We start from the raw sequence: 25,739 nt of genomic DNA on the forward strand, positions 1-25,739 counted from the left end.
TGCTGGGCTCGCTTGGCCACTTTCGGCTTTGCTTTCTTCGTTGTCCGGATTACTTTGGCGGCTGAGCGGCTTTCTTTTCTCGGACTGCTCTTAATGGATCTTGCCGGCACTGTTTTCGGCCTCTTGTATACCTTTGCGGCTACACGCTTGGCTGTTGAACGGTATGTCTTTTTAGAGACTATCTTGACCGTCCTGTATGCCTTGACTGCCTTTGAAGTTCCTTTGTAGGCTGCCTTAGCTAGCTTGGAAACTACCCCTCCTCCAGGAATGAAGTTCGAGGCGATGAAGACAGTTGCACCCGCTTTTTGGTACCACTTCGTCTTCTTGCTCCTAATCGTTCGGATATCATCTCCGATGGCATAATTATAGGCTGCCTTTGATGCTTTTTTAATCCCTTTTTTGAGCTTCTTTAGCCACTTCGGCGCTAAGCCATCCGGGTCGATGTTATTAACAGGATCAGCTTCGGCATACAGGTAGCGGTTGAAGGAAATAGGGTTGTCATCCTCCCCTTCATACTCATCCGCCACAATAAAGCGGCCTACTTTGGAATCATAGTCCCTCCATCCCATGAAATAAAGCTCTGTATCATTATCATACTGCACTCCATACTTTCCAACATAGCGGAACGGATTGGCTGATGCCACTTCAACGCCAAGCGGAGTCGGCGCATCTATCTTTAACAGATTCCCCCACTCATCGTAGGTATAGCGAGCAATCGTTTCCTGCAGCTCGTTAGTGATGGCAACAATATCTCCGCGCTGGTTATAAACATAGTCATACGCTTTGCCTTTGTACTTAAAATTCAATAACTGCCCGTTTGCATCACGATAAAAGTTGGACAGCTGCTGCACATTGTCGATGCCATTTTTCTCCGAAACCCCTGACAGGTCGCCATTGGCATCATAATAATAAAATTCAGTCCTCTCACCTTGAGAAGTCGTAACTTTTTTCGAGGATCTATTGTCTTCGCTATCATAGGTGAATTCGATTTTTTCGGTCACAGTACCGTTTTTCTTTGTCGTAATTCCAAGGAGCATGTTGATGGCTCCATACCTATATTCCTTTACCGTCTCCTCCGAAGCAGTTTTAGCGGAATCATACGTATCCGCAGCCTTACTAATCGATTCCTTAAGAAGCGATCCGTCTGGGCTGAAAGAATATGTTACTTTCTTATACTTCTGGGTTGCTTGGTCGAATTGAATCGACGATGTAATCCGGTTTCCTTGGCCATACTGATTATCTGTTAGGATTTTCCCGGATTGATCCGTACTCTTCAAAAGGTTCCCAAAGTTATCGTAAGAATAGTTTAGGATTTCCGACCCTTTCGTTACACTCTTCAAAAATCCCTCTTGAGTATACGAGTAAGCCTTTTTCCCATCTAAAGGATTGGTAGCTGTCTCGATTTGCTCCTCAGCATTATAAGTATACGATTCTGAATAAACTTCAGTTGTACTGTCCTTCTTAAGAGTTTGAATTTTTGTCAGTTTATCATTAAGTCCATAATCGTGATCTACTGTTAATCTAGGTCCTCTAATTTTGTCTATTAACTCTGATGCTGTGTACGTAAATTGGAACTGTTCCATCCCTGGAGTCAACACTTTTTCAGCCAGGTCATTCTCATTGCCAATTGGTTTTCTGAATCGTAAGTGTTAATCATAGTTAGTACGTTACGATTCCCAGTATTGTCCGTTTCCGTTATCTGTCGGTTCCACTCATCATAGGTTGCAAATGTTTCACCCTTTGCGACAGAAGTACCCTTTTTATAAATTTAAACGATTGTTTGCACGCCAAATAAAACTCTCTTAAAAAGTTTATTTAAGCAGCATTTTTAGAATATGTGAGTTATATCTCTCAATCACCAGAAATCTCATGGATGTATGGCAGAGAAAAGAGTCCCTCTACAAATTTCTCCCATCTAACTGGATCAACTTCATTCACCCATAACTCGCCAAAATACCCCATTCGTTCAAAGATAGTACGATTGTTAAAGTCTTCGATTTCATCAGGTATTATATAAGGTTTGGATGAAGCTAAAAATATAATTTCAGACATATGCAACCTCCTATTCCATTACAATAAATTAAATTTCGGCATACGGACATGGTTCCATTTAGGCTGACAGGTTCTTTCATGATGATATTCCTCCGTTTAAAGAGAATGGATCGTTGCACATATAGCAAAAGGAGCAACCATGTGGCTGCTCCTTCTTCAAGATAAATCATGTTATCCCTCACTTATAATCAATCCGCAAATGGTATGTTCCCGCATGGTCGCCGCCGAGGCTTAAGTCGTAGACCGCCTCGATGACGCCTCTATTGGCGGTATTGTCGGCTATTTGCGTGAGACGCTTTGTGGCTGCGGTTGTCTGCAAGAGTCCATATGGAGATTGATAAGTACCGGGAGTTTCTTTTTCCGCAAGGAGATGAAGCCTCATTTTGACTGCGCCTGACCGAAGAATGAGCACGTCTTCCTTCTTCATTTTCACAGTCGTGTTGACGATGCCTTCCTCCAGCTTTTCTTCATATTGAAGATAGACGCTATCCCCTTTTCGAAACATTTTTCCGGCAGCAGAGAGCTCCAGTCTATCTCGCTCTTCCCCGCGCTCGATTACTGTCACCACTTTCACTTTTACAGGCATATGCATGTTCTAATCTCCTTCCATGAAAAAAACCGGCCCATGGACACTGGGCCGGAGGATGATTACTATTTTACAAAACCTAGAAGCATTTCGCGAATCAGCTTGCTTGCCGTGTTGGCAGTCTGCTCAGAAACATCGTAGATTGGCGCGACTTCAACGAGGTCTGCACCGACGACGTTCACCTCGGAACGGGCAATCTCATGGATGGAAGCGAGCAGCTCTTTTGAAGTAATTCCTCCTGCGTCCACTGTGCCAGTTCCAGGTGCATGCGCAGGGTCAAGGACGTCAATATCGATCGTCACGTATACTGGACGCCCTGCTAGTGTCGGCAAGATTTCTTTGAGCGGCTCTAGCACTTCAAACTTAGAAATGTGCATGCCTTCGCGCTTTGCCCATTCGAATTCTTCTTTCATTCCGGAACGAATGCCAAAAGAATAAACATTCTTCGGTCCAATATGTTCCGCAATTTTGCGGATTGGCGTGGAGTGCGACAACGGCTCTCCTTCGTAATGCTCGCGCAGATCCGTATGCGCATCCATATGGATGATCGCAAGGTCCTTGTATTTTTCTGAAAATGCCTTCATGACGGGCCAGGAAACAAGATGCTCTCCACCCATGCCAAGCGGGAATTTGTCTGCAGCCAGCAGTTTTTCGACAAATTCCGTGATCATATCGAGGCTGCGCTGAGGGTTTCCGAACGGAAGCGGAATGTCTCCAGCGTCAAAATACTGGATTTCTTCCAGCTCGCGGTCAAGATACGGGCTGTACTCCTCGAGTCCAATTGAAACTTCGCGAATCCTTGTTGGGCCGAAGCGGGAACCAGGACGATAGCTAACAGTCCAGTCCATCGGCATCCCATAAAGGACCGCTTTTGATTCCATAAAATTAGAATGGCTGCCAATAAACACATTGCCAGAGTATGCTTCATCAAATCTCATTTATTAAACCTTCTTTCCGAACGGCATTTTTACTTTACAAGGTCGCCTACAAATTTCGGCAGTACGAATGCTGCTTTGTGAAGTTCTTTTGTATAATATTTTGTTTCGATTTCGTGGAAACGATCTTCGCTTACTTCAAGCGGATCGTATTTTTTCGAACCGATTGTGAACGCCCACAGACCGCTTGGGTATGTCGGGATGTTTGCCACATATAGTCGAGTAATCGCGAAGATTTCCTTAACATCCTTTTGAACGTTGCGGATAAGATCTGCCTTGAACCAAGGATTGTCCGATTGCGCGACAAAAATGCCGTCTTCCTTCAACGCTTTTGAAATACCGGCATAGAAGCCCTTTGTGAATAGGTTCACCGCAGGACCAACAGGCTCTGTAGAGTCCACCATGATTACATCGTACTCGTTTTCGCTCTCAGCAATATGCATGAAACCATCGCCAACTTGTACGTCGACACGAGGGTCGTCAAGCTTGCCGGCAATTTCAGGCAAGAACTTTTTGGAGTACTCAATGACCTTGCCATCGATATCGACAAGCGTCGCCTTTTTGATGCTTGGGTGCTTCAGCACTTCACGGATAACACCGCCGTCGCCGCCGCCAACAACAAGCACGTTCTCAGGGTTCGGATGCGTGAACAATGGCACGTGCGCCACCATTTCATGGTATACAAACTCATCTTTAACCGAAGTCATGACCATGCCATCAAGCAAAAGCATATTGCCCCACTCTTCTGTCTCCACCATATCAAGCTTTTGGAATTCCGTTTGCTCTGTATGTAACGTCTTGTTGACCTTCATTGTAATGCCAAAATTCTCAGTTTGCTTCTCTGTAAACCACATACCCATTGTTGATCCATCCTTTCGGCAAAAAAAATTTTCACATGGAAGGGTAGAAAGCAAATTCAAAGCAGGCTTGCTGCGACGCCAAACAGGCGCCTTCGCTTTTCTATTGTCTAGCTGCGTCGCCTAGCGTCTAGCGGCCTTCGCTCTCCTCCATTCGATAAGTCAACATCGGCTCGCTTCGCTCACCGTGTTTCCTTTATCTTTGTCGAAGAACTCCAGCCCGTACGATGCCAAACAGGCGCCTTCGCTTTTCTATTGTCTAGCTGCGTCGCCTAGCGTCTAGCGGCCTTCGCTCTCCTCCATTCGATAAGTCAACATCGGCTCGCTTCGCTCACCGTGTTTCCTTTATCTTTGTCGAAGAACTCCAGCCCGTACGACGCCAAACAGGCGCCTTCGCTTTTCCATTGTCTAGCTGCGTCGCCTAGCGTCTAGCGGCCTTCGCTCTCCTCCATTCGATAAGTCAACATCGGCTCGCTTCGCTCACCGTGTTTCCTTTATCTTTGTCGAAGAACTCCAGCCCGTACGACGCCAAACAGGCGCCTTCGCTTTTCTATAGTTCCCTAACACGATAATTACAAACATCAGAAAAAGTATAGTGGAATTTTGCAAAATTGCAAGCGGATTTTTTTCACGGAGTATATTTGCAGTGGTCATTATAGGAAAATGGCCCTTCAATGTATAAAACTGTCCGGTTTTTTCCATTCTAAGAACAATGAGATTCAAGGGAGGGGGAAGGTGTATGGAAATCATCACGAATCAGCGTTTCAAGCGGACGAAAAAGTACTTACGGGCCATCCTGTTCATCGCGGGCGGCGCCGTCGCTTTAGCGGCACTGCTTTATTTTTCCATGATTGGTTACGCGAAGCTTCTTGGGCCGCCCCAGCTCGCCGTCACGCAGTCGACGTTGTATCTTGCTGATAATGGCACGGTCATCGGCGAGAGCAACAACGGGCAAAAGCGCTACTGGGTGCCGCTGAAAGACATTTCTCCCGCTCTAATAGAAGCAGCTATTGCCATCGAAGATAAAAAGTTTTATAGCCACAATGGCTTGGATTATAAGCGGATTGCAGGAGCAGCGTTAGCTGATCTCAGGGCGATGGCCAAGGTCCAAGGAGCGAGCACGATTACGCAGCAGTATGCGCGCAATCTTTACCTAGGACATGATAAAACGTGGAAGCGGAAGCTGTCAGAAGCATTTTACACGCTGAGACTTGAAAGCAACTATAGCAAAAACGAAATTCTCGAAGGTTATCTTAATACGATTTATTACGGCAACGGAGCATATGGCGTTCAAGCCGCAAGCCGTTACTATTTCGGCAAGGACGCGAAAGATCTCAATCTTGCAGAGTCCGCCATGCTTGCCGGCATCCCAAAAGGTCCTGGCTTGTATTCCCCGCTCGTCTCAAAAGAAAGAGCGGAAGCACGCCAGGCAACCGTTCTTAAAGCAATGGAAAACAACGGATATATCAGCGCGACTGAGCGAAAAAAAGCGGAAGCGAAGACGTTGAAATTTTTAGGGAAAGAAGAGAATCCCCACCTTGGCATCGCCCCGTACTTCCAGGATGCAGTCAAGAACGCCCTGAAAAACAGGATGAAATTCGATGAGCGGGCATTAGCACTTGGAGGGCTGAAGATTTACACGACCCTAAATTTGAAGCAGCAAAAGATTGCCGAAGAAGTGATAAATCAAGGCATCTCAAAAGACTCTGACATCCAGGCTGGCTTTATTGCAATGGACCCGAAGACCGGACATGTAAAGGCAATGATCGGCGGTCGGGATTACAAAGCAAGCCCATTCAATCGTTCGGTACAAGCGGTCCGCCAGCCTGGTTCGACACTGAAGCCAATCCTGTACTATGCAGCACTTAAACAGGGATTTACCCCTGTGACCATGATGAAAAGCGAGCTGACCACCTTCCGTTTCGAAGATGGCAGACAGCCTTATACACCGCATAACTTCAACAATAAATATGCGGACAAGGAAATCACCATGGCCCAGGCGCTTGCGCTTTCCGATAATATTTACGCCGTGAAGACGCACCTTTTTCTCGGTGAAAAAGAGCTTATAGAGACCGCTAAGGAATTCGGCCTGACAACACCGATGGAAAAAGTCCCGTCACTAGCACTCGGTACTTCGGGCGTGAAAGTAATCGAGATGGCCGGCGCCTATAGCATGCTGGCAAACGGCGGCAGGAAAGTCGAGCCTGTCCTGATCGAAAGGATCGAGAACCATAACGGCGAAGTGATTTATGACCATAACGAAGAAGCGAAAACAGCCTTAAACCCTGAGCTCACCTCTGTCATGACGCATATGATGACAGGCATGTTCGACCGCAAGCTCGACGGCTATACATCTGTGACAGGGCGTTCGATGGCAAAAATCAAATCAAGGCCATATGCTGGAAAATCAGGCACAACGGGTACGGACAGCTGGATGATCGGCTATACTCCGCAGCTTGTTACTGCCGTCTGGACAGGCTATGACAAAGGGAAGCCGCTTGAACTTAGCACCGAGCAAGTGTACAGCAAGAATATTTGGTTCCAGTTCATGGAAAGGGCGCTAGACGGCAAGTCGGCTGAGAAATTTAAGCGTGAAAAAGGGACGGTCGGGGTAAAAGTCGATCCAGAAACAGGGAAATTAGCAGGTCCAGGCTGCCCTGTGTCCCGGATGACGTACTTTGTCGAAGGGACCGAGCCAACAGAGCAATGCACGGCGCATTTGGAAAAAGAACATCGCGGCAAAAAGGAAGAAAAACATCGCCCGAAAAAGAAAGAAGAAAAAGACTTCCCTTGGTATAAGAAATGGCTCCATCATTAAATATACGGAAAAACCCCCAAGATTTCTCTCAGGGGTTTTTCCTGTCCTAGTATAAACATGCGTTCACACTGTTACCTAGTTTACTTTTTTTCAAACTATTGGGCAAGTCGAAACACACTTTTTTCACAAAATTGTACTATTTTCTCTATTGCAATTCCAAATCTTTTTTTAATTGCTCAGATGTACGCTCCCACATTCCTGCGTCGTGCTTCTTTAAATAATCTGCGAGAATGCCCTTCGATTTATCATCCATATGGCTGACAATGATATGGCGTTTAATTGATTTGTCCATCCGGTTCACATGCTCGGGAAGCGATTTATAGCCCCGCCTTATTTCCCTGTTGACCGTCATTTCACAAGCTGCCACACCGGCATAATACGGGCCTTCTTCATTCCGGTCGATAGTTACCCATACGAGCCAATAAAGCTTCGCATCAGGCACTTCATCACGATTCGGCAGAAACTTAATCCCCTTCTCCACGGCGCTTCTCGCATGCATTGCACCAATGTCGACCTCCGCTTCCCCCGCTTCTACGTCAATGATGACAGGCGAGACGTTATCAAGGGTGAGCACACCTTTTCCAAATCCACGGTGCTTATCCATAGGGTCATTTTTAATAATATTGAAGCCAATGCTTTTTTTCTTTTTTTCTTCCAAGAGTCATTCCTCCCTTGTTAAAAAGTATTTAAAAAGAAGTTGCTCAGATTATCCAAAATAAACGGCACCACTGTGCTGAAGATAGGCTGGATGACATAGCCGTTAAGAGGCGTGATGACGATAATGAGGAAAATCAGCGCACCATAATTCTCCCACTGTGTCATCTTTGCGCGAACGTCTACCGGCATGAGGTCCTCGATAATCCGGTAGCCGTCAAGCGGCGGCAACGGCAGCAGATTGAACACAAACAGCACCGTATTTAGGCTGATGAATATGTTGATGAACGTTTCGACCATGATGCTGTCAGGGCTGAATCCATACCAGAAGATGAAGGCTAAAATCACCAACAACAGGTTGCTTATTGGACCTGCCGCAGAAACGAGTACACCAGCAAGCCTGGGATTTTTAAAGTGGAACCGATTGACAGGTACCGGACGTGCCCACCCGAAGCCGACAAGAAAGATTAAAATCGTGCCGATCGGGTCAAGATGCTGAATCGGGTTCAGCGTTAGCCTGCCCTGATTCCGGGCAGTCGGGTCGCCGAACTTCCAAGCGACAAATGCGTGAGCAAATTCGTGGACGGTAAACGCAATAATCAGCGTAATCGCCACATAAGGAATTTCCTGCAATGAATACGCGAGGCTCATCTTACTTCTCCTTTTTTACAGATGCATTAAGTGCATCTTTTCCATTTTCCATTGATACAAGTATACAGCATTGTTGCAACAATGTGAAAAAAGGAACTTTTTCCGTTCCCTTGCAGATTCTTTTAAACTATGTGAAACTCAAGAAAGATATACCAAAAAAACTTTTTCTGGAGGTACTGCCATGCCATACGTAACAGTGAAAATGCTCGAAGGCCGCAACGAAGATCAAAAGAAAGCACTCGTCGAGAAAGTGACAAATGCCGTCAGCGAAACAACCGGAGCACCGAAGGAAGCCATCGTTGTTTTCATTGAGGAAATGACCAAAAACCACTACGGTGTCGCTGGCAAGCGTCTCAGTGACCAATAAAAAGCAAGACTCGCAGCCACTTTTGCGGAGGCTGCGAATTTTTTATTTTTAGGCTGTGCGTCATTTTAGGTGGAGGGCGAAATCAACCAGGTTTGGGGAGATATCAACCACAAATCACGAGTTATCCACCAGCTTGGAGCGGAAATCAACCAATCCGGCTCAGTTATCAACCAACTTTCCGCAAAAATCAACCAAACGCCGATGCGACGCGGGTTTTGCAGTGCCCCTCCTCTCCCTCTCCATGACAATCCCACTCCGCGCGAGCGCTTTCCCATTAAAAGTGGTCGCTTTGTTTGTTTTTTCCTCATTCTAGCGACTATTTTTAATGTTGCGCTGCTAATCTTGCAGGGTGGTAGGCTCCTTTGGGGACGAAATCAACCAGGTTTGGGGACAAATCAACCACAAATCACGAGTTATCCACCAGCTTGGAGCGGAAATCAACCAATCCGGCTCAGTTATCAACCAACTTTCCGCAAAAATCAACCAAACGCCGCTGCGACGCGGGTTTTGCAGTGCCCCTCCTCTCCCTCTCCATGACAACCCCACTCCGCGCGAGCGCTTTCCCATTAAAAGTGCTCGCTTTGTTTGTTTTTTCCTCATTCTAGCAATGTTGCGCTGCTAATCTTGCAGGGTGGTAGGCCCCTTTGGGGGCGAAATCAACCAGGTTTGGGGAGAAATCAACCACAAATCACGAGTTATCCACCAGCTTGCAGCGGAAATCAACCAATCCGGCTCAGTTATCAACCAACTTTCCGCAAAAATCAACCAAACGCCGCTGCGACGCGGGTTTTATCATGACTGAGCGCGCCTTTCTCTTTAATAGTGCCGCTGAACAAAAAAATCCCGGCACTCTTTAGTGCCGGGACATTCCTCTCAAGCTATCAATATATTTAAATGCATTTTCGATTTCTTCTTCTGTAAAGCGCTGGCTTTTCTTGAGCGTTTGCACTTTTTCAACAACCTCTTCTGCTGGGAGGTCGTCGAAGAACAGCATGGTGGAAACAAGCTCGAGGAACCGCGCACTTTGCGTGTTGATGTCCGCAAGGCAATCCCTAAGGCTTGGCATTTCAATACTATTAACGCCAAGGAATTCCTCGCCGGCTTCCGTGAGCGTATAGCGGTATTGGCAGTATCCGCCCTTCTTCTCCTTCACTTCATTTAAAAATCCCATATTGCAAAGCTCTTCGACTCGAAGTGTCAGCTCCTCGGAATACGGACCATAGAAGTGAAACTGGAATCTTTCCTGGAAAGGGAAATTCATTTTTTTTGCGATATAGATCATTTTCTGAAGCTTTTTCCGTCCGATGACCTCACCTGAGACTGCAATGGCATGAATGATTTTTGCGTGGTCTTTTAACAAAGCATGTCAACTCCTGTTTCGAATGGTCCCCGTTTGAAGCCGCGCATCATGCGGGTCAAAGAGGCGGTTTTGTTTGCAGTGATGCCGCGACTCGCTATAGCTCCAGCAGTGCGGCAATTTCCGTGATAGCGCTGTCCCCTCTCCCCTTCTCGATGAAGTCCGCCGGGAAGTACAGCTTATGGTCCGTTCTTCTTTTACCCGAAATGGCATCCACAATATCCGATTCACGCGACAGTTCGCGCAGCTCGCCATTTTTCGACAACAGATGAATCGGCAGGCGCTCTTCCTCTTCCCCCGGACGGTAAAAATCGTACGGAAGATCGGAAGAGGAATCAACGACAAGATAATATTCCGGATCGATCCCTGCTTTTTCGAAAAGGACGGAAAGGCGCGCAAGCTTTTTATATTCCTTTGCCGGATCGAATTCCACATACTTGAACAAATTCCGGTTGAGGAAACGGCATGACAGGTCCTTCAGGATGCTGTCCTCTTCCTCCTGCCAGATTTGGAAATAATAGAGGAAAACAGCCTCATCGAGCTTCAAGTAGTCTTCCACAGTCACATTCTCTTCAAAAAGCGAATAGAAATGGTGCGGTTTATGTTTAAAAGAATAGTTTTGCTCGTAAAGGTATTTAGCGCGGTGCAGAATCTTAGTGAGAATCACCTCGGAACTCCGGGTGACAGGATGGAAATACACTTGCCAGTACATTTGGTAACGGCTCATTATGTAATCTTCCACTGCATGCATACCGCTGTGCTTAAAAACAACCTGGTCATCGGTCGGACGCATGACGCGCAGGATGCGTTCCATATCGAAGTGACCGTAGCTAACGCCGGTAAAAAAGGCATCACGCTGCAGATAGTCCATCCGGTCCGCGTCAATCTGGCTCGATATCAGGCTCACGACAAGCTTGTCGCTGTATGTCTTGGCAATGACCTCTGCCACCTTCTTAGGGAAATCTTCCGCTACACGCGTCAGAACAGCGTTCACTTCCGTATCGCCAAGAATAATCATCCGCGTGAAGCTTTCATGATCGAGGTCGAACACTTTTTCAAAAGAATGCGAGAATGGCCCATGGCCAAGGTCATGAAGCAATGCCGCGCACAGGCTTAACAGCCGCTCTTCTTCGTGCCATTCCGGCCGGCCGGCAAATACATTGTCAACAATTCGGCGCACAATTTCATAGACGCCCAACGAATGGTTGAAACGGCTGTGCTCCGCCCCGTGGAAGGTCAAATACGTTGTGCCGAGCTGCTTAATCCTCCTGAGACGCTGGAATTCCTTCGTCCCGATCAAATCCCAAATCGCCCGGTCGCGCACATGGACATACCGGTGGACCGGGTCCTTGAACACTTTCTCTTCATGAAGTTTTTCCGCCGAGTATTCCATGACTTCCCTTCTTCCTAATGAGGCATGCTTCTATTATAGACCGTTTCTTCGTCATATTCATCCAGATTTTTGCGCAAAATCTTCAATTTTCCCCATAAACTATTGTAAAAAACTTACCCTCCATGGGCTGAGGCTCAAACAATATTTTTTAAGAATCAGGAAAAACTAAAATAAAAAATCACCTTTAAAAAGGAAAACTTTAAAGGTGATATTATTTCAGCTTTTTCGTTATTTTTTCCATTAGTTCGTCTTCGCTCAGCGCTGCAACAGGTCGGTTGTTGACGAACGCGAACGTCTTCTTCCGTCCTGGCCCGCAATAAGACTGGCAGCCAACTTCAATCGGTGCGTCAGGATCAAGCTGTTTCAGCTTCGGAATGAGCGTTTTCAGGTTCACGGCTTGGCAATCGTCGCAAACTCGGAATTCGTTTGCCATGGTTTACAACCCTTTCTATATTTAAAAATGCACATAACTGCTACAGGGTATTTTACATTTTCCCGTGGACGAATGCAAGCGGGCGGAATCTATTACCTATCTATGAAGCCTGCTTTCTTTTTTTATCAGAATGGTATAAACATTTTTCAAACAGGGCATGCTTGGACTATGAAGCGCTTTGGGAATCTCATAAATTATACTGGGAGTTGAGGCAAATGAAAGTACGCCAGGATGCCTGGACGGATGAAAATGATTTATTGCTAGCTGAAACAGTATTGCGGCACGTTAGAGAAGGAAGCACCCAGCTTAATGCTTTCGAAGAAGTAGGAGACAGGCTTGACCGGACATCCGCTGCTTGCGGCTTTCGCTGGAATGCTGTTGTCCGCCATCAGTATGAAAAGGCGCTGCAGCTTGCTAAAAAACAGCGGAAACAGCGTCAGCGAATCCTTGGAAAGGAACAGTCCGGAAAGAAAAAGCTGCTATACAACCCGCCTGTTCCTACCTTTGAGGAAATCGGCGTATTACCGGCATCAATAGAAGCTTCAGCGGAACTTACTGCAGACGTTCCTTCAGACTTTCAATCAATGAATTTATTGGACTCACTAGGTTCGCCGGAATCGATGGACAAACTGGAAGAACTCTTGATCAAAGGCGGAGGGCAAGATGTCGCGGCAGACAGCAAGGCAGATGCTGACATTGCCGATAGGGAAGGTAATGCGGAACCTGTGCCAGAAGCTCCGTCTGATGGAACAGATGGGAAAACAGACTCAAACAAAGAAGTCGTTACCGAAAGAGCATCGGATGTTGTAAGCAGTACCGCATCGCAGAACAATGCTGCATATCTTTCTGGACAGCATTCCACTGGGACAAGCATTGCTGTTGGAGCAACCGGCCAGCAGAGCATGCGTTTGACGCTCCCGCAAGTTATCACATTCCTGCAGAGCTTGAACGCTTCCGGACTCTATCAGGATGTATACAAGACTGAGAATGAAAGATTGAAAAGAGAAATACTAGGCCTCCGCAGGGAAAACGATGATCTGAAGCGGAAAGTCTCGCAACTCGAGCAAAAGTCTCACACGATGCAGGAAGATTACGAGACACTCATGAAAATTATGAACCGTGCCCGCAAGCTTGTGCTGTTTGAAGAAGAGGACCGTTCCTCGACCACCTTTAAAATGGACCGCAACGGCAACCTTGAGAAAATGGCCGAATAGGTACAACGTTCTCATCAGCTCGGCCTTTAAAGATTCGTTTCACCTTTTTTGAAAAAGAACCTTCCCAACCCTAGGCGCATTCCTTCTGGAGAGTGCGCCTAGGGTTTCCTGCGTTGCATGCTTCCGGAGTCGGCAGCCTTGTTACACTCTATCGGCCAAGAAATCGGCTGTTTCGTTCAATAATGCGGTCATAATAGCTATCAAATAATGGATATTCTTCGGGTTCAAGCTGTCCCTGCACGAGATGCTCACTATTTTTGCTGAGGAACAAGAGAAAGCGAAGCATAACATCCTGGATGGTTAACGGTGTTCCGAGCAGCTCGGATAGCGATGCCATCACTTCCGGCCTGATATCAGGGAAATCTCCCTTCGCCACTTCTCCTTTTTTAGCAAGCTCGTAAAACTTTCCGATGAGTTCCGCGCGCTCGCTGCCGCTTCCGCTAACACAAAGATAGATTTGGACAGCTACTCCTTTGCGGATACGGCGCTGTGAAATGCCGGCGAATTTTTTCCCGCCGATGCTAAGATCATAGCTTCCCGGACAATAAGATCCTTCAATCTCGCGCGCTTCGATTATCGCTCCAAAGTCTGCGAACACCTCTTTAACCATCATCATCATGGCATCGTAGCCGCGATTGATGTCAATTCCTTTTTCTTTTTCAGGAAAAACAAGCGTGAGATTTAACACTCCTTCGTCAAGTACGACCGCAAGCCCGCCCGAATTGCGCACAATCACGTCCCAGCCCTCTTCTCTTAAAAAAGAAATGCCCTCTTGCAGGCTGGGCAGCCTTGTGTCCTGGATGCCGAGGACGATGGTATTGTGATGCACCCAAGCCCGGGCTGCAGCGGGCGATTCCCCCGAGCCAACCGAAGCGCACAGCGTGTCGTCGGTCGCGAATGATTGCAGCGCATGAAAATGCGGCCCTACCGCCGACTGGTCAATCAGCCGCCAGCGCTCCTGGCGCAGTAGGTCTTCCATTGTCAACTTCCCCTTTACGTCCATATTTATGACGTTATTATAGCATAATGATGATATTTCCCGGCATACGAAAAACCAGACTCCCTTAAGAGTCCGGCTTCATATTTCACTAAAAAGTATTACTTAAACATAGCCTGCGCCGCAGTTATGAGTGCAAGCTTGTATACATCTTCCTCGCTGCAGCCGCGCGACAAGTCATTAACTGGTGCATTCAAGCCTTGCAGGATAGGACCTACCGCTTCAAAGCCGCCAAGGCGCTGAGCAATTTTATAGCCGATATTGCCTGCTTCAAGGCTAGGGAAAACAAAGGTGTTCGCATCGCCTTGAATCGGGGAATCGGGCGCTTTTTTTGCTGCAACAGATGGAACAAAAGCTGCGTCGAACTGGAACTCACCATCAAGAGTCAAAAGCGGATCGCGAAGCTTGGCCGCCTCTACTGCTTTTGCTACTTTTTCCGTTTCCGGAGAAACAGCGGAGCCTTTTGTCGAGAAGCTCAGCATTGCAACGCGCGGCTCGATATCAAACATTCTCGCTGTCTTTGCGCTTTCAACCGCAATTTCAGCAAGATCCTGGCTGTCAGGGGAAATATTGATTGCGCAGTCTGCGAATACATATTTCTCATCATCACGAACCATGATGAAGACACCAGAAGTCTTGCGCACGCCTTCCTTCGTTTTGATGATTTGCAGCGCTGGTCTTACCGTATCTGCCGTAGAATGCGCTGCGCCGCTTACGAGTCCATCCGCTTTGCTGGAATAGACCAGCATCGTGCCAAAGTAGTTTTCATCAAGCAGGATGTTGCGAGCCTGCTCAGCTGTTACTTTGCCTTTTCTTCTGTCGACGAAAGCTGCCACAAGCTCGTCCATCATTGCAAACTGGGCAGGATCGTAAATCTCCGCTTTTTCAAGGGAAACGCCAAATTCCTCCGCCAACGCCTGGATTTTTTCAATATTGCCTATTAAAACTGGTGTAAGGATGCCTTCCACTGCAAGACGCCCTGCTGCTTTCAGAATCCGCTCGTCACTTCCTTCAGGAAAGACGATGCGCAAATTTTGACCGCTCACCTTCTCCTTAAGGGATGTAAATAAATCGCTCATGTGGTTATGTTCCTCCTTTTAAATCTCTACATCATATAGAATACTTCACAAACGGAAAAAAACCAAAGTGATGGCGTTTACAATAAATAATTTCTTTTTTTTAAAATTTTCCCTCAACAATAAAAATCAACCCCTATAAAGAATAACCATTTTCCCACTGTGCTAAACAATTGCGAGACGCTAAAACAGGTTGGCGAGTAAAACTGTGTTATAGTATATGTGTACATTTTTGAATGATTAGGAGTGAAAACAATGAGTGAAGCAGCACAAACGCTTGAGGGCTGGTATTGTCTGCACGATTTCCGCACGATAGACTGGACTACTTGGAAGATGCTGTCCAGCGACGAGCGTCAGGCAGCCATCCATGAGTTACACGACCTTCTTGATAAATGGAATAACACCCAGAACGGTAAAGAAGGCAGTCATGCCCTTTACACAATCGTTGGTCAGAAGGCGGACTTCATGATGATGATCCTCCGGCCTACGATGGAAGAACTAAATGTAATTGAAAACGAATTCAATAAGACGAAGCTTGCTGAATTTACGCTTCCTGCCCATTCCTATGTGTCTGTCGTGGAACTCAGCAACTACCTTGCGGATGGAGAAGATCCATATCAAAACCCACAAGTTCGCGCAAGGCTCTACCCTGAGCTTCCAAAAGCGAAGCATGTGTGCTTCTATCCAATGGACAAGCGCCGCCAAGGTGATGATAACTGGTACATGCTCCCAATGGCAGAGCGGAAGAAAATGATGTACTCACACGGCATGATTGGCCGCCAGTACGCTGGAAAAGTGAAGCAAATCATCACAGGCTCCGTCGGCTTTGACGATTACGAATGGGGCGTTACATTATTTGCGGATGATGTCCTCCAATTCAAAAAACTCGTCTATGAAATGCGCTTTGACGAAGTCAGTGCCCGCTATGGCGAGTTCGGATCTTTCTTTGTCGGGAACATTCTTGAGCAAGATAAGATTGCATCCTTCTTGCATGTGTAAAAATTTTTATCTGCAAAGCCTCCCGTTCTCCGGAGGCTTTTTGTCATATTCCTGAACAGCCTTCATAAGAATGAATTAGTGAGTAACGTCCCACCATCATGACGAGCGTTCAACAAAATGGGACCGGCAATCTGCAGCCGGATCCGTTTTCCTACTTTTTCATTCTCAAGGAGGTAAAAAACATGACACAGCAGCATTATCCATACGGTTATAGGGTTCAGCAAAACTATCAGCAAGGCATGGGTACTGGAGGCCAGGGTCAGGTCCAGACTGGCTACCAGGGCTCGGGGATGGCGTATCCTTATCAACAGCAGATGGGTGGGGCAATGCCTGGTGCTGCAGCTGGCGCTGGGGCAATGCCTGGTGCTGCAGCTGGCGCTGGAACAGCGAGCAGCGGCATTCCGATGGGGCCAACGTCTGGCGGCGGCATCAATGTACCAGGCATGCTTCCTGCGGAGGAATCGTATATTGAAAACATTCTCCGCCTGAACAAAGGAAAGCTCGCAACGATTTATATGACGTTCGAGAACAACCGCGAATGGAACGCTAAAATTTTCAAAGGAACGATCGAGGCAGCCGGCCGCGACCATATTATCATCAGCGACCCGCAGAGCGGCACTCGCTACCTGCTTCCAATGGTCTACCTTGACTACATCACTTTCGATGAAGAAATTGAATACCAGTATCCTTTTGGCGGCGCAGGTACTCAAGGTCTCGTGTCCTTTCCTCCGCGCTGAAGTGATGGGATGGACGCTTCCTTCAAGCAATGACATACAACGCACTTAAATGATCAAATTTGCCTGTCATCAGGCAGCAATAATGGGGAAGAGCTGTTTCTGCTTCATGCAGGGCGAGCTCTTCCTCATTTTTTATTTTTTACATTCAAATCAGACCAAATCTCCTGAATGATGTCTTCTATAGTTTTTAGCGGCCAAAGAGGGAACACTTTCTTGAGGGGAAAGGTATTGACAACCTTCTGTTCGCATCACTACACTTAAGCTACCATTTCTCAGGAGGTATTTGATGGATTCTGCTAACAGTAATTTGAAGCTCGTCGTAACAGGCCTTTTGCTTGGGATTTTAATGGCAGCAATGGACAACACCATTGTAGCTACGGCAATGGGAACGATTGTCGCAGACCTTGGCGGCTTTGACAAATTTGTCTGGGTAACATCCGCATACATGGTTACGGTCATGGCAGGCATGCCCATCTTCGGGAAGCTTTCTGATATGTATGGCAGAAAGCGATTTTACATATTTGGTTTAATGATGTTCCTTGTCGGTTCAGCACTTTGCGGCCTCGCGCAGGACATGGTGCAGCTCAGTATTTTCCGCGCCATCCAGGGAATCGGCGGCGGCGCCTTGATGCCGATCGCCTTCACGATTGTTTTCGATGTCTTCCCTCCGGAAAAGAGAGGAAAGATGACCGGCCTGCTTGGTGCCGTTTTTGGAACCTCCAGTGTCCTTGGTCCTTTGCTTGGTGCATATATAACCGATTTGTTTAGCTGGCATTGGGTGTTTTACATTAACGTTCCAATTGGCCTCGTTTCGTTCATTCTTATTTGGCGTTATTATCAGGAATCACCGCAGCATACGAAGCAGAAAATTGATTGGACCGGTGCGACAACGCTCGTTCTCGCAGTTGTCAGCCTTATGTTTGCGCTGGAGCTTGGCGGGAAAGAGTACAGCTGGGATTCGATGCAAATCATTAGCCTTTTCGCTGCATTCTTTCTTTTCTTCCTCGTGTTTATTTTTGCAGAAAGAAAGGCCGAAGAGCCGATTATCTCTTTCTGGATGTTCAAGCGCAGGCTTTTCGCAACATCGCAAATACTCGCATTTCTTTATGGCGCGACGTTCGTAATTCTCGCCGTGTTCATTCCGATTTTTGTGCAGGCAGTGTACGGCGGAACCGCCAAAAATGCCGGCCTGATTTTGATGCCAATGATGCTTGGCTCTGTTGCCGGCAGCGGAATCGGCGGAGGATTCCAAACTAAAACGAGCTTCCGCAACTTGATGATTGTTTCGATTGTCTCTTATTTTGCCGGGATGTACATGCTAAGCTCGATGACACCTGAAACAACAAGGCTTTCGTTGACTCTTTATATGATTCTTGTCGGTTTCGGCGTCGGATTTTCTTTCTCGCTCCTTCCGACAGCTTCGATTCACAATCTCGACCCAAGATACCGCGGCTCTGCGAATTCGACGAACTCGTTTCTCCGTTCGCTCGGCATGACACTTGGCGTCACGATTTTCGGAACGATCCAGAACAAGTTTTTTACAAGCGAGCTGAAAGACGCTTTTTCCGGTGTGCAGGGCGGCGGGGCGCCGAATATGAACCTTGGCGATCCCCAGCAGCTATTCGAGTCAGGGCAGCGCGCTCAAATGCCTGATTTTGTACTCGATAAGATTGTGCTCGCCATGTCCGACTCGATCACTTTCATTTTCATGCTCTCGCTCATCCCGATTGCGCTCGCGGCAGTCACCATCCTATTCATGGGTAAAGAAGGAGTTACCGTGAATCAAGAATCTAAGACAGATTGAGAAAAAGCAGGTCCTGGGAAAAGGTGCGGGATCTGCTTTTTTTGATTTTCCGATAATTAGCGGGTGTTTTCCGCGAACTGAACTTGAGGGTAACTTTCAATTCCTATTATATGTATTAAAAGAAATTTACTTACAGCTACTGTAGATATATTGCGGATTACCGTAGATACCTGACTCGTCACCGTAGATAATTAGGCGATTACCGTAGATATATTGCCATTTACCGGAGATATCCTCTACTCAGCTGCAGCTTGCTGCCCCTCAAGCCATTGTGTAATCGATTACACACAGCACATCTCTATCTTTAACAGCTCTAATTCTCAAATTTCAACCCCAAAATTGCTACTTTAGATTAAAAACAGTCACTTTTCACTAAAAACTGGTGGTCCAGCAAGCCTAGCGGACCTTTCCAGTGCCGCACGAAAAAAGGGCAGCATTTTCAGCCGCCCTTTTTCTGTTTTACAAAATTTTTGTTGCTGCAATGATAATTAGTACCCATGCGACTAGGAATGATACACCGCCGATTGGCGTGATTGCACCCAACATGGTGATTTTCGTCAATGTCATCACGTACAGACTTCCCGAGAACAGGATGATTCCGATTAGCATAAGCCAGCCGGACCATGACAGGAGTGAGCTTGCCGGCAGTTTCCCCATTAAAATGCCAATCACAAGCAAACCAGTTGCGTGGAACATTTGGTAGGTGACACCAGTTTGCCAGTTCTCGATAAACTTTTGCTCTACTCTGCCTTGAAGGCCGTGCGCGCCAAACGCTCCGAGCGCTACTGCCAAGAAAGCATTAATCGCACCGATTATAATAAATGTTTTCATGTTTCTCATCCCCCATTAGCTTTTAAAAATCGAACAGGGACTCTCCGTTAGCCCCTTCTTCTGTTTTTAGCGGCTTAGGCTGCCCGATTGGAGCAGGAATTACCGCATTCTGTTGAGATGCAGCAATTTGCGGCTGCCATGCAACAGCAGGCTGAACGCTGCCAGTCAAATTAACGCTACCCTGCTCACTCTGTTCTTCCAGCACCAGCTCGCAAAGTGTACGGATAGAATGCACTTTTTCCCTCATTTCAGACTCGGCCGAAGCAGCTCGGGCACCTTTTATCTGTTCTTCCATTTTTAAAAGCAATTTTTGTAGTGAAATATCCACAAACTCACCTGCTTTGTTAGATTAAGTCTATTCTCCATTCATTGTAACGTATTAAATTCATTTTTTCGAATTGCCGGCTCCGCAAAAAAATTACTCAATTTCCCAATCTATCGCCACCTCGCCAAGCTTGCCTAAATGCTCGTTGATGCGCGAAAACGGGTGGCTGCCAAAGAAGCCACGCCTTGCCGATAACGGGCTCGGGTGGGCGGAAGTGATTATGATATGTTTTTCCTTGTCGATCAGCTTTATTTTTTCCTGTGCAGGCTTGCCCCAAAGCAGGAAAATGACTGGTTTTTCGCGGTCATTCAACAGCGTGATGACTCTATCGGTGAATGTCTCCCAGCCTTTCCCCTTGTGGGAGTGCGCTTTCCCTTCCTTCACGGTTAAAACAGTGTTAAGCATAAGCACGCCTTGATCTGCCCATTTTTTCAAATAGCCGTGGTCAGGGGTGGGACAGCCAACATCTTCATGCAGCTCCCTAAAAATGTTCCGTAGCGACGGGGGAATACGTACTCCAGGTTTCACAGAAAAGCTGAGTCCGTGGGCTTGTCCTGGACCATGATAAGGATCCTGGCCTAGCAGAACAACCTTCACATCCTCATAATCCGTATAGTGTAGAGCGTTGAAAATATCCTCCTTAGCAGGATAGACCGTCTCCCGCTCGTACTCCTCTTTTAGAAAGCTGCGAAGATTTCTGTAATATGGCTTTTCGAATTCTTCATCAAGAAGCGGAGCCCAGCCGTTATGCAGTATCTTTTTTTCCATGATGATCACCTTTCTCTCTTTCTTCTACTACTACCCTACCCTTTTTCATGATGTTTATCTATCGCAAAAGAGGTTATATAAATGGGGACAGGGAACGACGAGTTCCGAGGATAAAAAAGTTTTCTAGGAGGATGGTCTATGTATAAAGCACTTGTTGTAGAAAACGGCGTACAAGCCACTGAAAAAATCAAAATGCTTGAAACTGAAGGATTTACGAAAGAAAATATCTATATCTTTGCACACAGTACTGACCGCAGTGAACACTTGACAGAAGCTACGGAAACCGGCGAAGTCGGATTCAAAGAACAAGGATTCTTTGAATCAATCGGCAACATGTTCCGCTCCCGCGGCGACGAGCTTCGCGCAAAGTTCGAATCTCTCGGCATGACCAAACAGGAAGCGGAGCAGTACGAAATGGAGCTCGACAAAGGCCGCTTGGTCCTTGTTGCTTGCGATATGAAAAAATAAGGCATTAACAAAAACCCTGGCAGACTTTTTTGCCAGGGTTTTTTGTTTGAAGTTAAAAGGAGCTGCAGGAAAAAATGAAGTGTAGGCTCAGCTTCCAAAAATCGTGCTCAAAACCTTAAAAATTGTCATTTTGGTTGATTTTTTTGTGAGGAATAGAGTGTTTTTGATGAGACAGGGTGAACTTTTGCAATCGCGTGCTTGCGTAACCGATTACACACAAGATTTCTCCTTGATATAATGCTTCCCTCCGATAGATATTTACGGTAATCGTCCATTTATCTACGGTAAATATCAGTTTATCTACGGTAATCAGCAATTTATCTACAGTAGATCCCACAAGATTCCATTTTTACTTTAATCCGGAATAATCTCGCGGTTTTGTTTTATTGATGCGGACTCACAACACTATAATTGCTACAAATTTTAGTATTATCTTTTCAAATTTTTATAAAAGAATCCAAACATACTAAAAATAAATACAACAAAACTTAAAAAGGCAATGACCATCCATACAATAGATCCAGTAGCATTAATCATTCCGATAACGAACATAATTTGACTTAAAACACTCAAAATTATTAATACTATTTTATTAGACAAAACTATACCCCATTTTAATATTCATCTTACCATTAATAGTTTTTCCCGCTCCGTTTGATCCAGTAGCACATGAAGGTTTTACCCAAAAAGCCGCTGATAAAGGCTTTTTGCCTGGGCAATATCCTTCGTTCCGTGAATGAGAGCCCGTCCGTCCTGAAAAAGAACAAAGCGACTCTCCCCGTTTTCTGCCGAAAGTAAATAGGGATTTCCTTTTACAGCATAGCCTAACGCGCTCAGCTTGCCAGCGAGTTCTTCAAGATTAAAGCTTCCTGCATGTGGCGGCCGGATTTGGACTGTATCCCTGCCGCAAAGCACGGCTGTTTTCATCCTGTTCTCTTCATCAAGATAAGGGTACTCCCGATTTTCCCCGCAGCTAAGGCAGCCTGGATCCTTTGCCCGGGACATCTTCATGGATGTATAATCGTTCCGCCAAAGATCAAAGCTGACGAGAGACGGCCTTACTGCGTCATAATCCTCTGAAAGGATTTTGAGTGCCTCGGCTGTCTGGTGCGCGATGACCATCTGGACAGCTGGACCGATGATGCCGCCCGTATCGCAAGTCAATCCTTGGAGCGGAACAGCCTTCAACAGGCAGTTCAAGCAAGGAGTCACACCGGGGATAATCGTGAAGCTCATGCCAAAGCTCGCCACACATGCACCATAAACCCAAGGTATGTTGTATTTTTGCGAAATATCATTAATCGTCATCCGCGTTTCGAAATTGTCAGTGGAATCGAGGATAAGGTCTATTCCTCCTGCGAATTCAGCCAGTACTTCAGGCGTTGCGTCTCCGACGATCGCTGTGATGTTGATCTCGGAGTTAATTTTTTCGAGACGCTTTTTCGCCGCCACTGCTTTCGGCAGCTTTTCCGCGACGTCTTCTTCTGTATACAGCTGCTGGCGCTGAAGATTGCTTTCTTCCACATAGTCACGGTCAATAATTGTCAGTCTTCCAACCCCGGCGCGAGTGAGAACCTCAGCATTTCCAGAGCCCAGCGCGCCTGCTCCGACAATCAGCACATGCTTCCGGCCGATTTTCTCCTGCCCTTCCGGCCCAATGCCCGGAAACAGCGTCTGGCGGGAATATCTTTCAGACATGCTATCGCCCTCCTTCCAATGTTAAAAAGGAGGCATGCGCCTCCTAATGATTTTCATTCAATGACAGCGCCCTACACTCATCAGCCTCCGCTTACCGGCGGGATGAATGCGATGATGTCGCCATCACCAATGCGGTCAGCGTCTGGCGCGAACTCTTCATTGATTGCGACCATCGCCGTGTCAAGCCGAGTAACGCCGTACTTTTTCGCAATGAGTGTTTTTAGTTCTGCAACAGTCTTGCCGGCAGCATCCATCATGACGGACTCCGCGCCGGCTTCATCACGCAAATGTGCAAAAAACAGCACTTTATTCACCGAGATCCTCTCCTTCCGGTTTCCCTGTTGGATAGGCAACGGTTTCGAGCTGGTTGCCAACCCACTCTTGGCCATCCTCCCAATGCTCTTTTTTCCAAATTGGCACGATTTCTTTAATTCTTTCAATCGCATAGCGGTTGGCTTCGTATGCATCCGCCCGATGCGGTGTCGAGACAGCTATGACGACAGCAACATCGGTGATATCGAGCCTGCCAACCCTATGGGTGATTGCGACTTCCGCACCTTCCCAACGCTGCTGAATTTCATCGCCAATCTGCTGGAGCTTCTTCACAGCCATCGACTCGTACGCTTCGTAAATAAGATACTGCGTCTTTTTGCCTGCCGTCAGCTCGCGAACGGTGCCAATGAACGTTGTAATCGCACCAGCATTTCTTTGGATTACCTTGTCAATCACTGCCTGCGTATCAATTGGAGTCTTGGAGATTTCATAGTTCATGATTGGCCCCCTCTTTTTTTTAAAAATAAGTCGGCTTTGGATTCGTGACAACGGCGTACCCGCCGATTCGGGCTACATCGTTACGAAACGGTTCCGATTGGATGACAGCGAGAAGCTCTCTGCCTTTTTCGCTTTCAAAAAACTCCTGGGTCATCAATAGATCGTACGATTCATCGGCAACAGGAATAAAATCAAGGTCCATTGCTTTCGCTGCGGGCAAAATGCCAAGCCCCGTTGCTTTTATATTCCCTTTTACTTCAGCAGCAACACTAAGATGCGAGAACATTTCACGGTCATAGCCATTGATCTGTTCTGGTGAAAGGCACGCTTCTGCTAAAAGGAGGTCAAAGAGAATTCTTGTACCGGCTCCTTTCTGCCGGTTCGCATACTCTGCACCTGTTCGCGCAATATCAGCGGCATCGTTAATGCCGAGAGGATTTCCTTTCGGAACCATCCAGCCTTGCGTCCGCTTAAGGAATGGATAGAGCACTACTTTTTTGCCTGCAAGTATTTTTTTCACATACGTTAGATTGTATTCCTTTGTTTCGGGATCCAACATATGAATGCCAGCAACATGCGCCTCGCCTTTCCTGATGGCCATGAGACCGGCCATGCTTCCGACGTGGGAGGATACAATTTTCCTGTCAGCACGCTTTCGTTTCATATGCGATGAGAGCAAATCAATTGTCATGTCGTGGCTCCCGCTGAACACGATGCTGTTATGAATCTCTTCTAATGGCTTCAAGAGCTCAACCTCGACCTTATCGCCCTGTTCGTAGCCGAGCAGGTTGGCAGGAATAACGAGCAAACCGTCTGCCCTTACGAGAGACATAGTGACGCCAGCAGCCCTTGTCAGCGGATTGGCAATAAGCCTGCCGTCGACAAATCCGATGTTCATGCGAATGAAGTCTTCTGCGCCCATTGTGGAGACGATCCTGCGGCCGAGCGTTACTTCTGCTTTTTGACGGGATGGTTCAGGGATTTGCAAATACTTGCAAACGAGCGGCCGCACGAACCATTCGAGTGCCAGATAGGCGGAAACAGGGTATCCGGGAACGCCAACAACAATTTTGCCGTTTATTTTTCCAAGGATGACGGGCTTGCCCGGCCTTGTAGCTACCCCATGGGTAAAAACAGTGCCGAGCTCCCCGATGATATGGACGGTATAATCCTTCGAACCTGCTGACGAACCGGCATTGATGACGATGACATCAGAAGTTTCGGCAGCTTCGAGAAGCGCCGCAGAAATTTTTTCCGGATCGTCCGGGACGACTGCTGAAAGCCTCGGGTCCCCGCCCCATTCTTTAATATAGTTGGCAAAGACGGTGCCATTGAACTCAACGATCCTGCCAGGGGCCGAGCCTGCATCTGAGGCAACGAGCTCGTTGCCTGTTGGAATGATAGCAACCACGGGCTTTTTTGCCACGGGAACTTCCGTTACGCCTGATGCCAGCATTGCGCCAAGATCGGGAGGCCTTAAGGTGTGTCCTTGCGGGAAAAGCATTTCCTCCTGAACGATGTCCTCTCCGATTGGGCGGATATGCTGCCATGGTGTCGCGGGCTCAATGATTTCAATTGTTTCTTCATTTAATTGCTGGACGTGCTCAATCATGATCACGGCATTAAACTGCGAAGGAATGTTGTTTCCGGTATCGACATAAACGAACTGATCTCCTAGCTTCAGCTGGAGCGGGCGCTGTTCATGCGCCTCATATGTCTCCTCGGCAAGCACTGCGATGCCGTCCATTGCGGAAGCATGGTAATGGGGCATCGAGATATTGGCATAAACCGGCTGGGATGTGACCCGTCCGAGCGCTTCAGGAACCGGAATCGTTTCATGCTCTGGATTCAACGTGAAGGCTGTGAGGATTTCTTCCTTCGCTTCTTGGCGGGGCTTGTCCTCGAGGTAAACTTTCCGATTGTATCTTTTTCCGGCCATGTTGCGGTC

The 25,739-nt window shown here is 47.1% G+C and carries 27 protein-coding genes; 8 read left to right on the forward strand and 19 right to left on the reverse strand.

Going from position 1 to position 25,739, the window contains the following annotated elements:
• The 5 genes from BQ5796_RS16265 to speE all read right to left on the reverse strand — a co-directional run.
• A partial coding sequence (locus tag BQ5796_RS16265) for an RHS repeat-associated core domain-containing protein (RefSeq protein ID WP_234969408.1) occupies positions 1-1,583 on the reverse strand: 1,583 nt, incomplete at its 3' end.
• Positions 1,584-1,851: 268 nt separating this feature from the next.
• Positions 1,852-2,052 carry a hypothetical protein gene (locus tag BQ5796_RS16270; RefSeq protein WP_071461423.1) on the reverse strand — a complete coding sequence of 67 codons (201 nt, stop codon included), beginning with the start codon at positions 2,050-2,052 and terminating at the stop codon, positions 1,852-1,854.
• Positions 2,053-2,230: 178 nt separating this feature from the next.
• Positions 2,231-2,644, reverse strand: coding sequence for a YwiB family protein (locus BQ5796_RS16275; protein ID WP_083413203.1), 414 nt, complete (start codon positions 2,642-2,644; stop codon positions 2,231-2,233).
• A gap of 59 nt (positions 2,645-2,703) precedes the next feature.
• Positions 2,704-3,576: an agmatinase gene (gene speB / locus BQ5796_RS16280; protein ID WP_071461424.1), complete on the reverse strand. Its 873-nt coding sequence runs from the start codon at positions 3,574-3,576 to the stop codon at positions 2,704-2,706.
• A gap of 29 nt (positions 3,577-3,605) precedes the next feature.
• On the reverse strand, positions 3,606-4,433 hold the full coding sequence (gene speE, locus BQ5796_RS16285) for a spermidine synthase (protein WP_071461425.1): 828 nt from the start codon (positions 4,431-4,433) through the stop codon (positions 3,606-3,608).
• A 736-nt stretch (positions 4,434-5,169) separates the two neighbouring features.
• Between speE and BQ5796_RS16290 the strand changes: the two genes are divergently transcribed.
• Positions 5,170-7,248: a transglycosylase domain-containing protein gene (locus tag BQ5796_RS16290; protein ID WP_071461426.1), complete on the forward strand. Its 2,079-nt coding sequence runs from the start codon at positions 5,170-5,172 to the stop codon at positions 7,246-7,248.
• A gap of 145 nt (positions 7,249-7,393) precedes the next feature.
• Here BQ5796_RS16290 and BQ5796_RS16295 read toward each other — a convergent pair whose 3' ends face one another.
• Together BQ5796_RS16295 and BQ5796_RS16300 are read right to left on the reverse strand one after the other, a co-directional pair.
• Positions 7,394-7,906 carry a YwhD family protein gene (locus tag BQ5796_RS16295; protein WP_071461427.1) on the reverse strand — a complete coding sequence of 171 codons (513 nt, stop codon included), beginning with the start codon at positions 7,904-7,906 and terminating at the stop codon, positions 7,394-7,396.
• A gap of 17 nt (positions 7,907-7,923) precedes the next feature.
• On the reverse strand, positions 7,924-8,553 hold the full coding sequence (locus BQ5796_RS16300) for a site-2 protease family protein (RefSeq protein WP_071461428.1): 630 nt from the start codon (positions 8,551-8,553) through the stop codon (positions 7,924-7,926).
• 181 nt (positions 8,554-8,734) lie between these two features.
• Here BQ5796_RS16300 and BQ5796_RS16305 point away from each other — a divergent pair, with 181 nt between their 5' ends.
• Both BQ5796_RS16305 and BQ5796_RS16310 read left to right on the forward strand, forming a co-directional pair.
• Entirely contained in the window at positions 8,735-8,920 is a 186-nt protein-coding gene (locus BQ5796_RS16305; protein ID WP_071461429.1) for a 2-hydroxymuconate tautomerase, read from the forward strand.
• A gap of 644 nt (positions 8,921-9,564) precedes the next feature.
• On the forward strand, positions 9,565-9,777 hold the full coding sequence (locus BQ5796_RS16310) for a hypothetical protein (protein ID WP_071461430.1): 213 nt from the start codon (positions 9,565-9,567) through the stop codon (positions 9,775-9,777).
• Here BQ5796_RS16310 and BQ5796_RS16315 read toward each other — a convergent pair.
• From BQ5796_RS16315 to BQ5796_RS16325, 3 genes are all read right to left on the reverse strand, one after another.
• A complete protein-coding gene (locus tag BQ5796_RS16315; RefSeq protein WP_071461431.1) occupies positions 9,774-10,280 on the reverse strand; it encodes a YwgA family protein in 507 nt (168 codons plus the stop codon). The genes BQ5796_RS16310 and BQ5796_RS16315 overlap by 4 nt on opposite strands.
• Before the next feature lie 94 nt (positions 10,281-10,374).
• On the reverse strand, positions 10,375-11,670 hold the full coding sequence (locus tag BQ5796_RS16320) for an HD domain-containing protein (protein ID WP_071461432.1): 1,296 nt from the start codon (positions 11,668-11,670) through the stop codon (positions 10,375-10,377).
• Positions 11,671-11,881: 211 nt separating this feature from the next.
• Positions 11,882-12,103 (reverse strand): YuzB family protein, encoded by a 222-nt coding sequence (locus tag BQ5796_RS16325; RefSeq protein ID WP_071461433.1) that lies wholly within the window; start codon positions 12,101-12,103, stop codon positions 11,882-11,884.
• A gap of 215 nt (positions 12,104-12,318) precedes the next feature.
• On the opposite strand from BQ5796_RS16325, the gene BQ5796_RS18890 reads away from it, so the two are divergent.
• Entirely contained in the window at positions 12,319-13,317 is a 999-nt protein-coding gene (locus tag BQ5796_RS18890; RefSeq protein WP_428839325.1) for an RsfA family transcriptional regulator, read from the forward strand.
• Positions 13,318-13,465: 148 nt separating this feature from the next.
• On the opposite strand, the gene lipL is transcribed toward BQ5796_RS18890, so the two are convergent.
• Positions 13,466-14,296: an octanoyl-[GcvH]:protein N-octanoyltransferase gene (gene lipL, locus BQ5796_RS16335; protein ID WP_071461434.1), complete on the reverse strand. Its 831-nt coding sequence runs from the start codon at positions 14,294-14,296 to the stop codon at positions 13,466-13,468.
• Between the two features lie 119 nt (positions 14,297-14,415).
• Complete coding sequence (gene pta / locus BQ5796_RS16340) at positions 14,416-15,393, reverse strand: phosphate acetyltransferase (RefSeq protein ID WP_071461435.1); 978 nt, start codon at positions 15,391-15,393, stop codon at positions 14,416-14,418.
• A 252-nt stretch (positions 15,394-15,645) separates the two neighbouring features.
• Here pta and hemQ point away from each other — a divergent pair, with 252 nt between their 5' ends.
• From hemQ to BQ5796_RS16355, 3 genes are all read left to right on the forward strand, one after another.
• Positions 15,646-16,389, forward strand: coding sequence for a hydrogen peroxide-dependent heme synthase (hemQ, locus tag BQ5796_RS16345; protein ID WP_071461436.1), 744 nt, complete (start codon positions 15,646-15,648; stop codon positions 16,387-16,389).
• A gap of 182 nt (positions 16,390-16,571) precedes the next feature.
• Positions 16,572-17,126, forward strand: a complete 555-nt coding sequence (gene gerQ / locus BQ5796_RS16350; RefSeq protein ID WP_071461437.1) for a spore coat protein GerQ — start codon at positions 16,572-16,574, stop codon at positions 17,124-17,126.
• Between the two features lie 286 nt (positions 17,127-17,412).
• On the forward strand, positions 17,413-18,930 hold the full coding sequence (locus BQ5796_RS16355) for an MDR family MFS transporter (protein WP_071461438.1): 1,518 nt from the start codon (positions 17,413-17,415) through the stop codon (positions 18,928-18,930).
• Between the two features lie 459 nt (positions 18,931-19,389).
• Here BQ5796_RS16355 and BQ5796_RS16360 read toward each other — a convergent pair whose 3' ends face one another.
• From BQ5796_RS16360 to BQ5796_RS16370, 3 genes are all read right to left on the reverse strand, one after another.
• Positions 19,390-19,761: a DUF423 domain-containing protein gene (locus BQ5796_RS16360; protein ID WP_071461439.1), complete on the reverse strand. Its 372-nt coding sequence runs from the start codon at positions 19,759-19,761 to the stop codon at positions 19,390-19,392.
• A gap of 22 nt (positions 19,762-19,783) precedes the next feature.
• Positions 19,784-20,089, reverse strand: a complete 306-nt coding sequence (locus tag BQ5796_RS16365; protein ID WP_071461440.1) for a YwdI family protein — start codon at positions 20,087-20,089, stop codon at positions 19,784-19,786.
• A gap of 90 nt (positions 20,090-20,179) precedes the next feature.
• Entirely contained in the window at positions 20,180-20,854 is a 675-nt protein-coding gene (locus BQ5796_RS16370) for a uracil-DNA glycosylase (RefSeq protein ID WP_071461441.1), read from the reverse strand.
• Between the two features lie 138 nt (positions 20,855-20,992).
• On the opposite strand from BQ5796_RS16370, the gene BQ5796_RS16375 reads away from it, so the two are divergent.
• The gene (locus BQ5796_RS16375; RefSeq protein ID WP_071461442.1) at positions 20,993-21,322 is read left to right on the forward strand and encodes a YflT domain-containing protein; all 330 of its coding nucleotides are present in this window, start codon (positions 20,993-20,995) and stop codon (positions 21,320-21,322) included.
• Between the two features lie 678 nt (positions 21,323-22,000).
• Here BQ5796_RS16375 and BQ5796_RS16380 read toward each other — a convergent pair.
• From BQ5796_RS16380 to BQ5796_RS16395, 4 genes are all read right to left on the reverse strand, one after another.
• The gene (locus tag BQ5796_RS16380) at positions 22,001-23,020 is read right to left on the reverse strand and encodes a thiazole biosynthesis adenylyltransferase ThiF (RefSeq protein ID WP_071461443.1); all 1,020 of its coding nucleotides are present in this window, start codon (positions 23,018-23,020) and stop codon (positions 22,001-22,003) included.
• Between the two features lie 80 nt (positions 23,021-23,100).
• A complete protein-coding gene (gene moaD / locus BQ5796_RS16385; protein WP_071461444.1) occupies positions 23,101-23,334 on the reverse strand; it encodes a molybdopterin converting factor subunit 1 in 234 nt (77 codons plus the stop codon).
• Positions 23,327-23,791 (reverse strand): molybdenum cofactor biosynthesis protein MoaE, encoded by a 465-nt coding sequence (locus BQ5796_RS16390; RefSeq protein WP_071461445.1) that lies wholly within the window; start codon positions 23,789-23,791, stop codon positions 23,327-23,329. The genes moaD and BQ5796_RS16390 overlap by 8 nt, the downstream gene beginning before the upstream one ends.
• A 19-nt stretch (positions 23,792-23,810) precedes the next feature.
• Positions 23,811-25,730: a molybdopterin biosynthesis protein gene (locus BQ5796_RS16395; RefSeq protein WP_071461446.1), complete on the reverse strand. Its 1,920-nt coding sequence runs from the start codon at positions 25,728-25,730 to the stop codon at positions 23,811-23,813.
• Positions 25,731-25,739: the final 9 nt, after the last annotated feature.

This window comes from Bacillus massilinigeriensis (assembly GCF_900111815.1).
GTDB classification, from domain to species: domain Bacteria; phylum Bacillota; class Bacilli; order Bacillales; family Cytobacillaceae; genus Mesobacillus_C; species Mesobacillus_C mediterraneensis.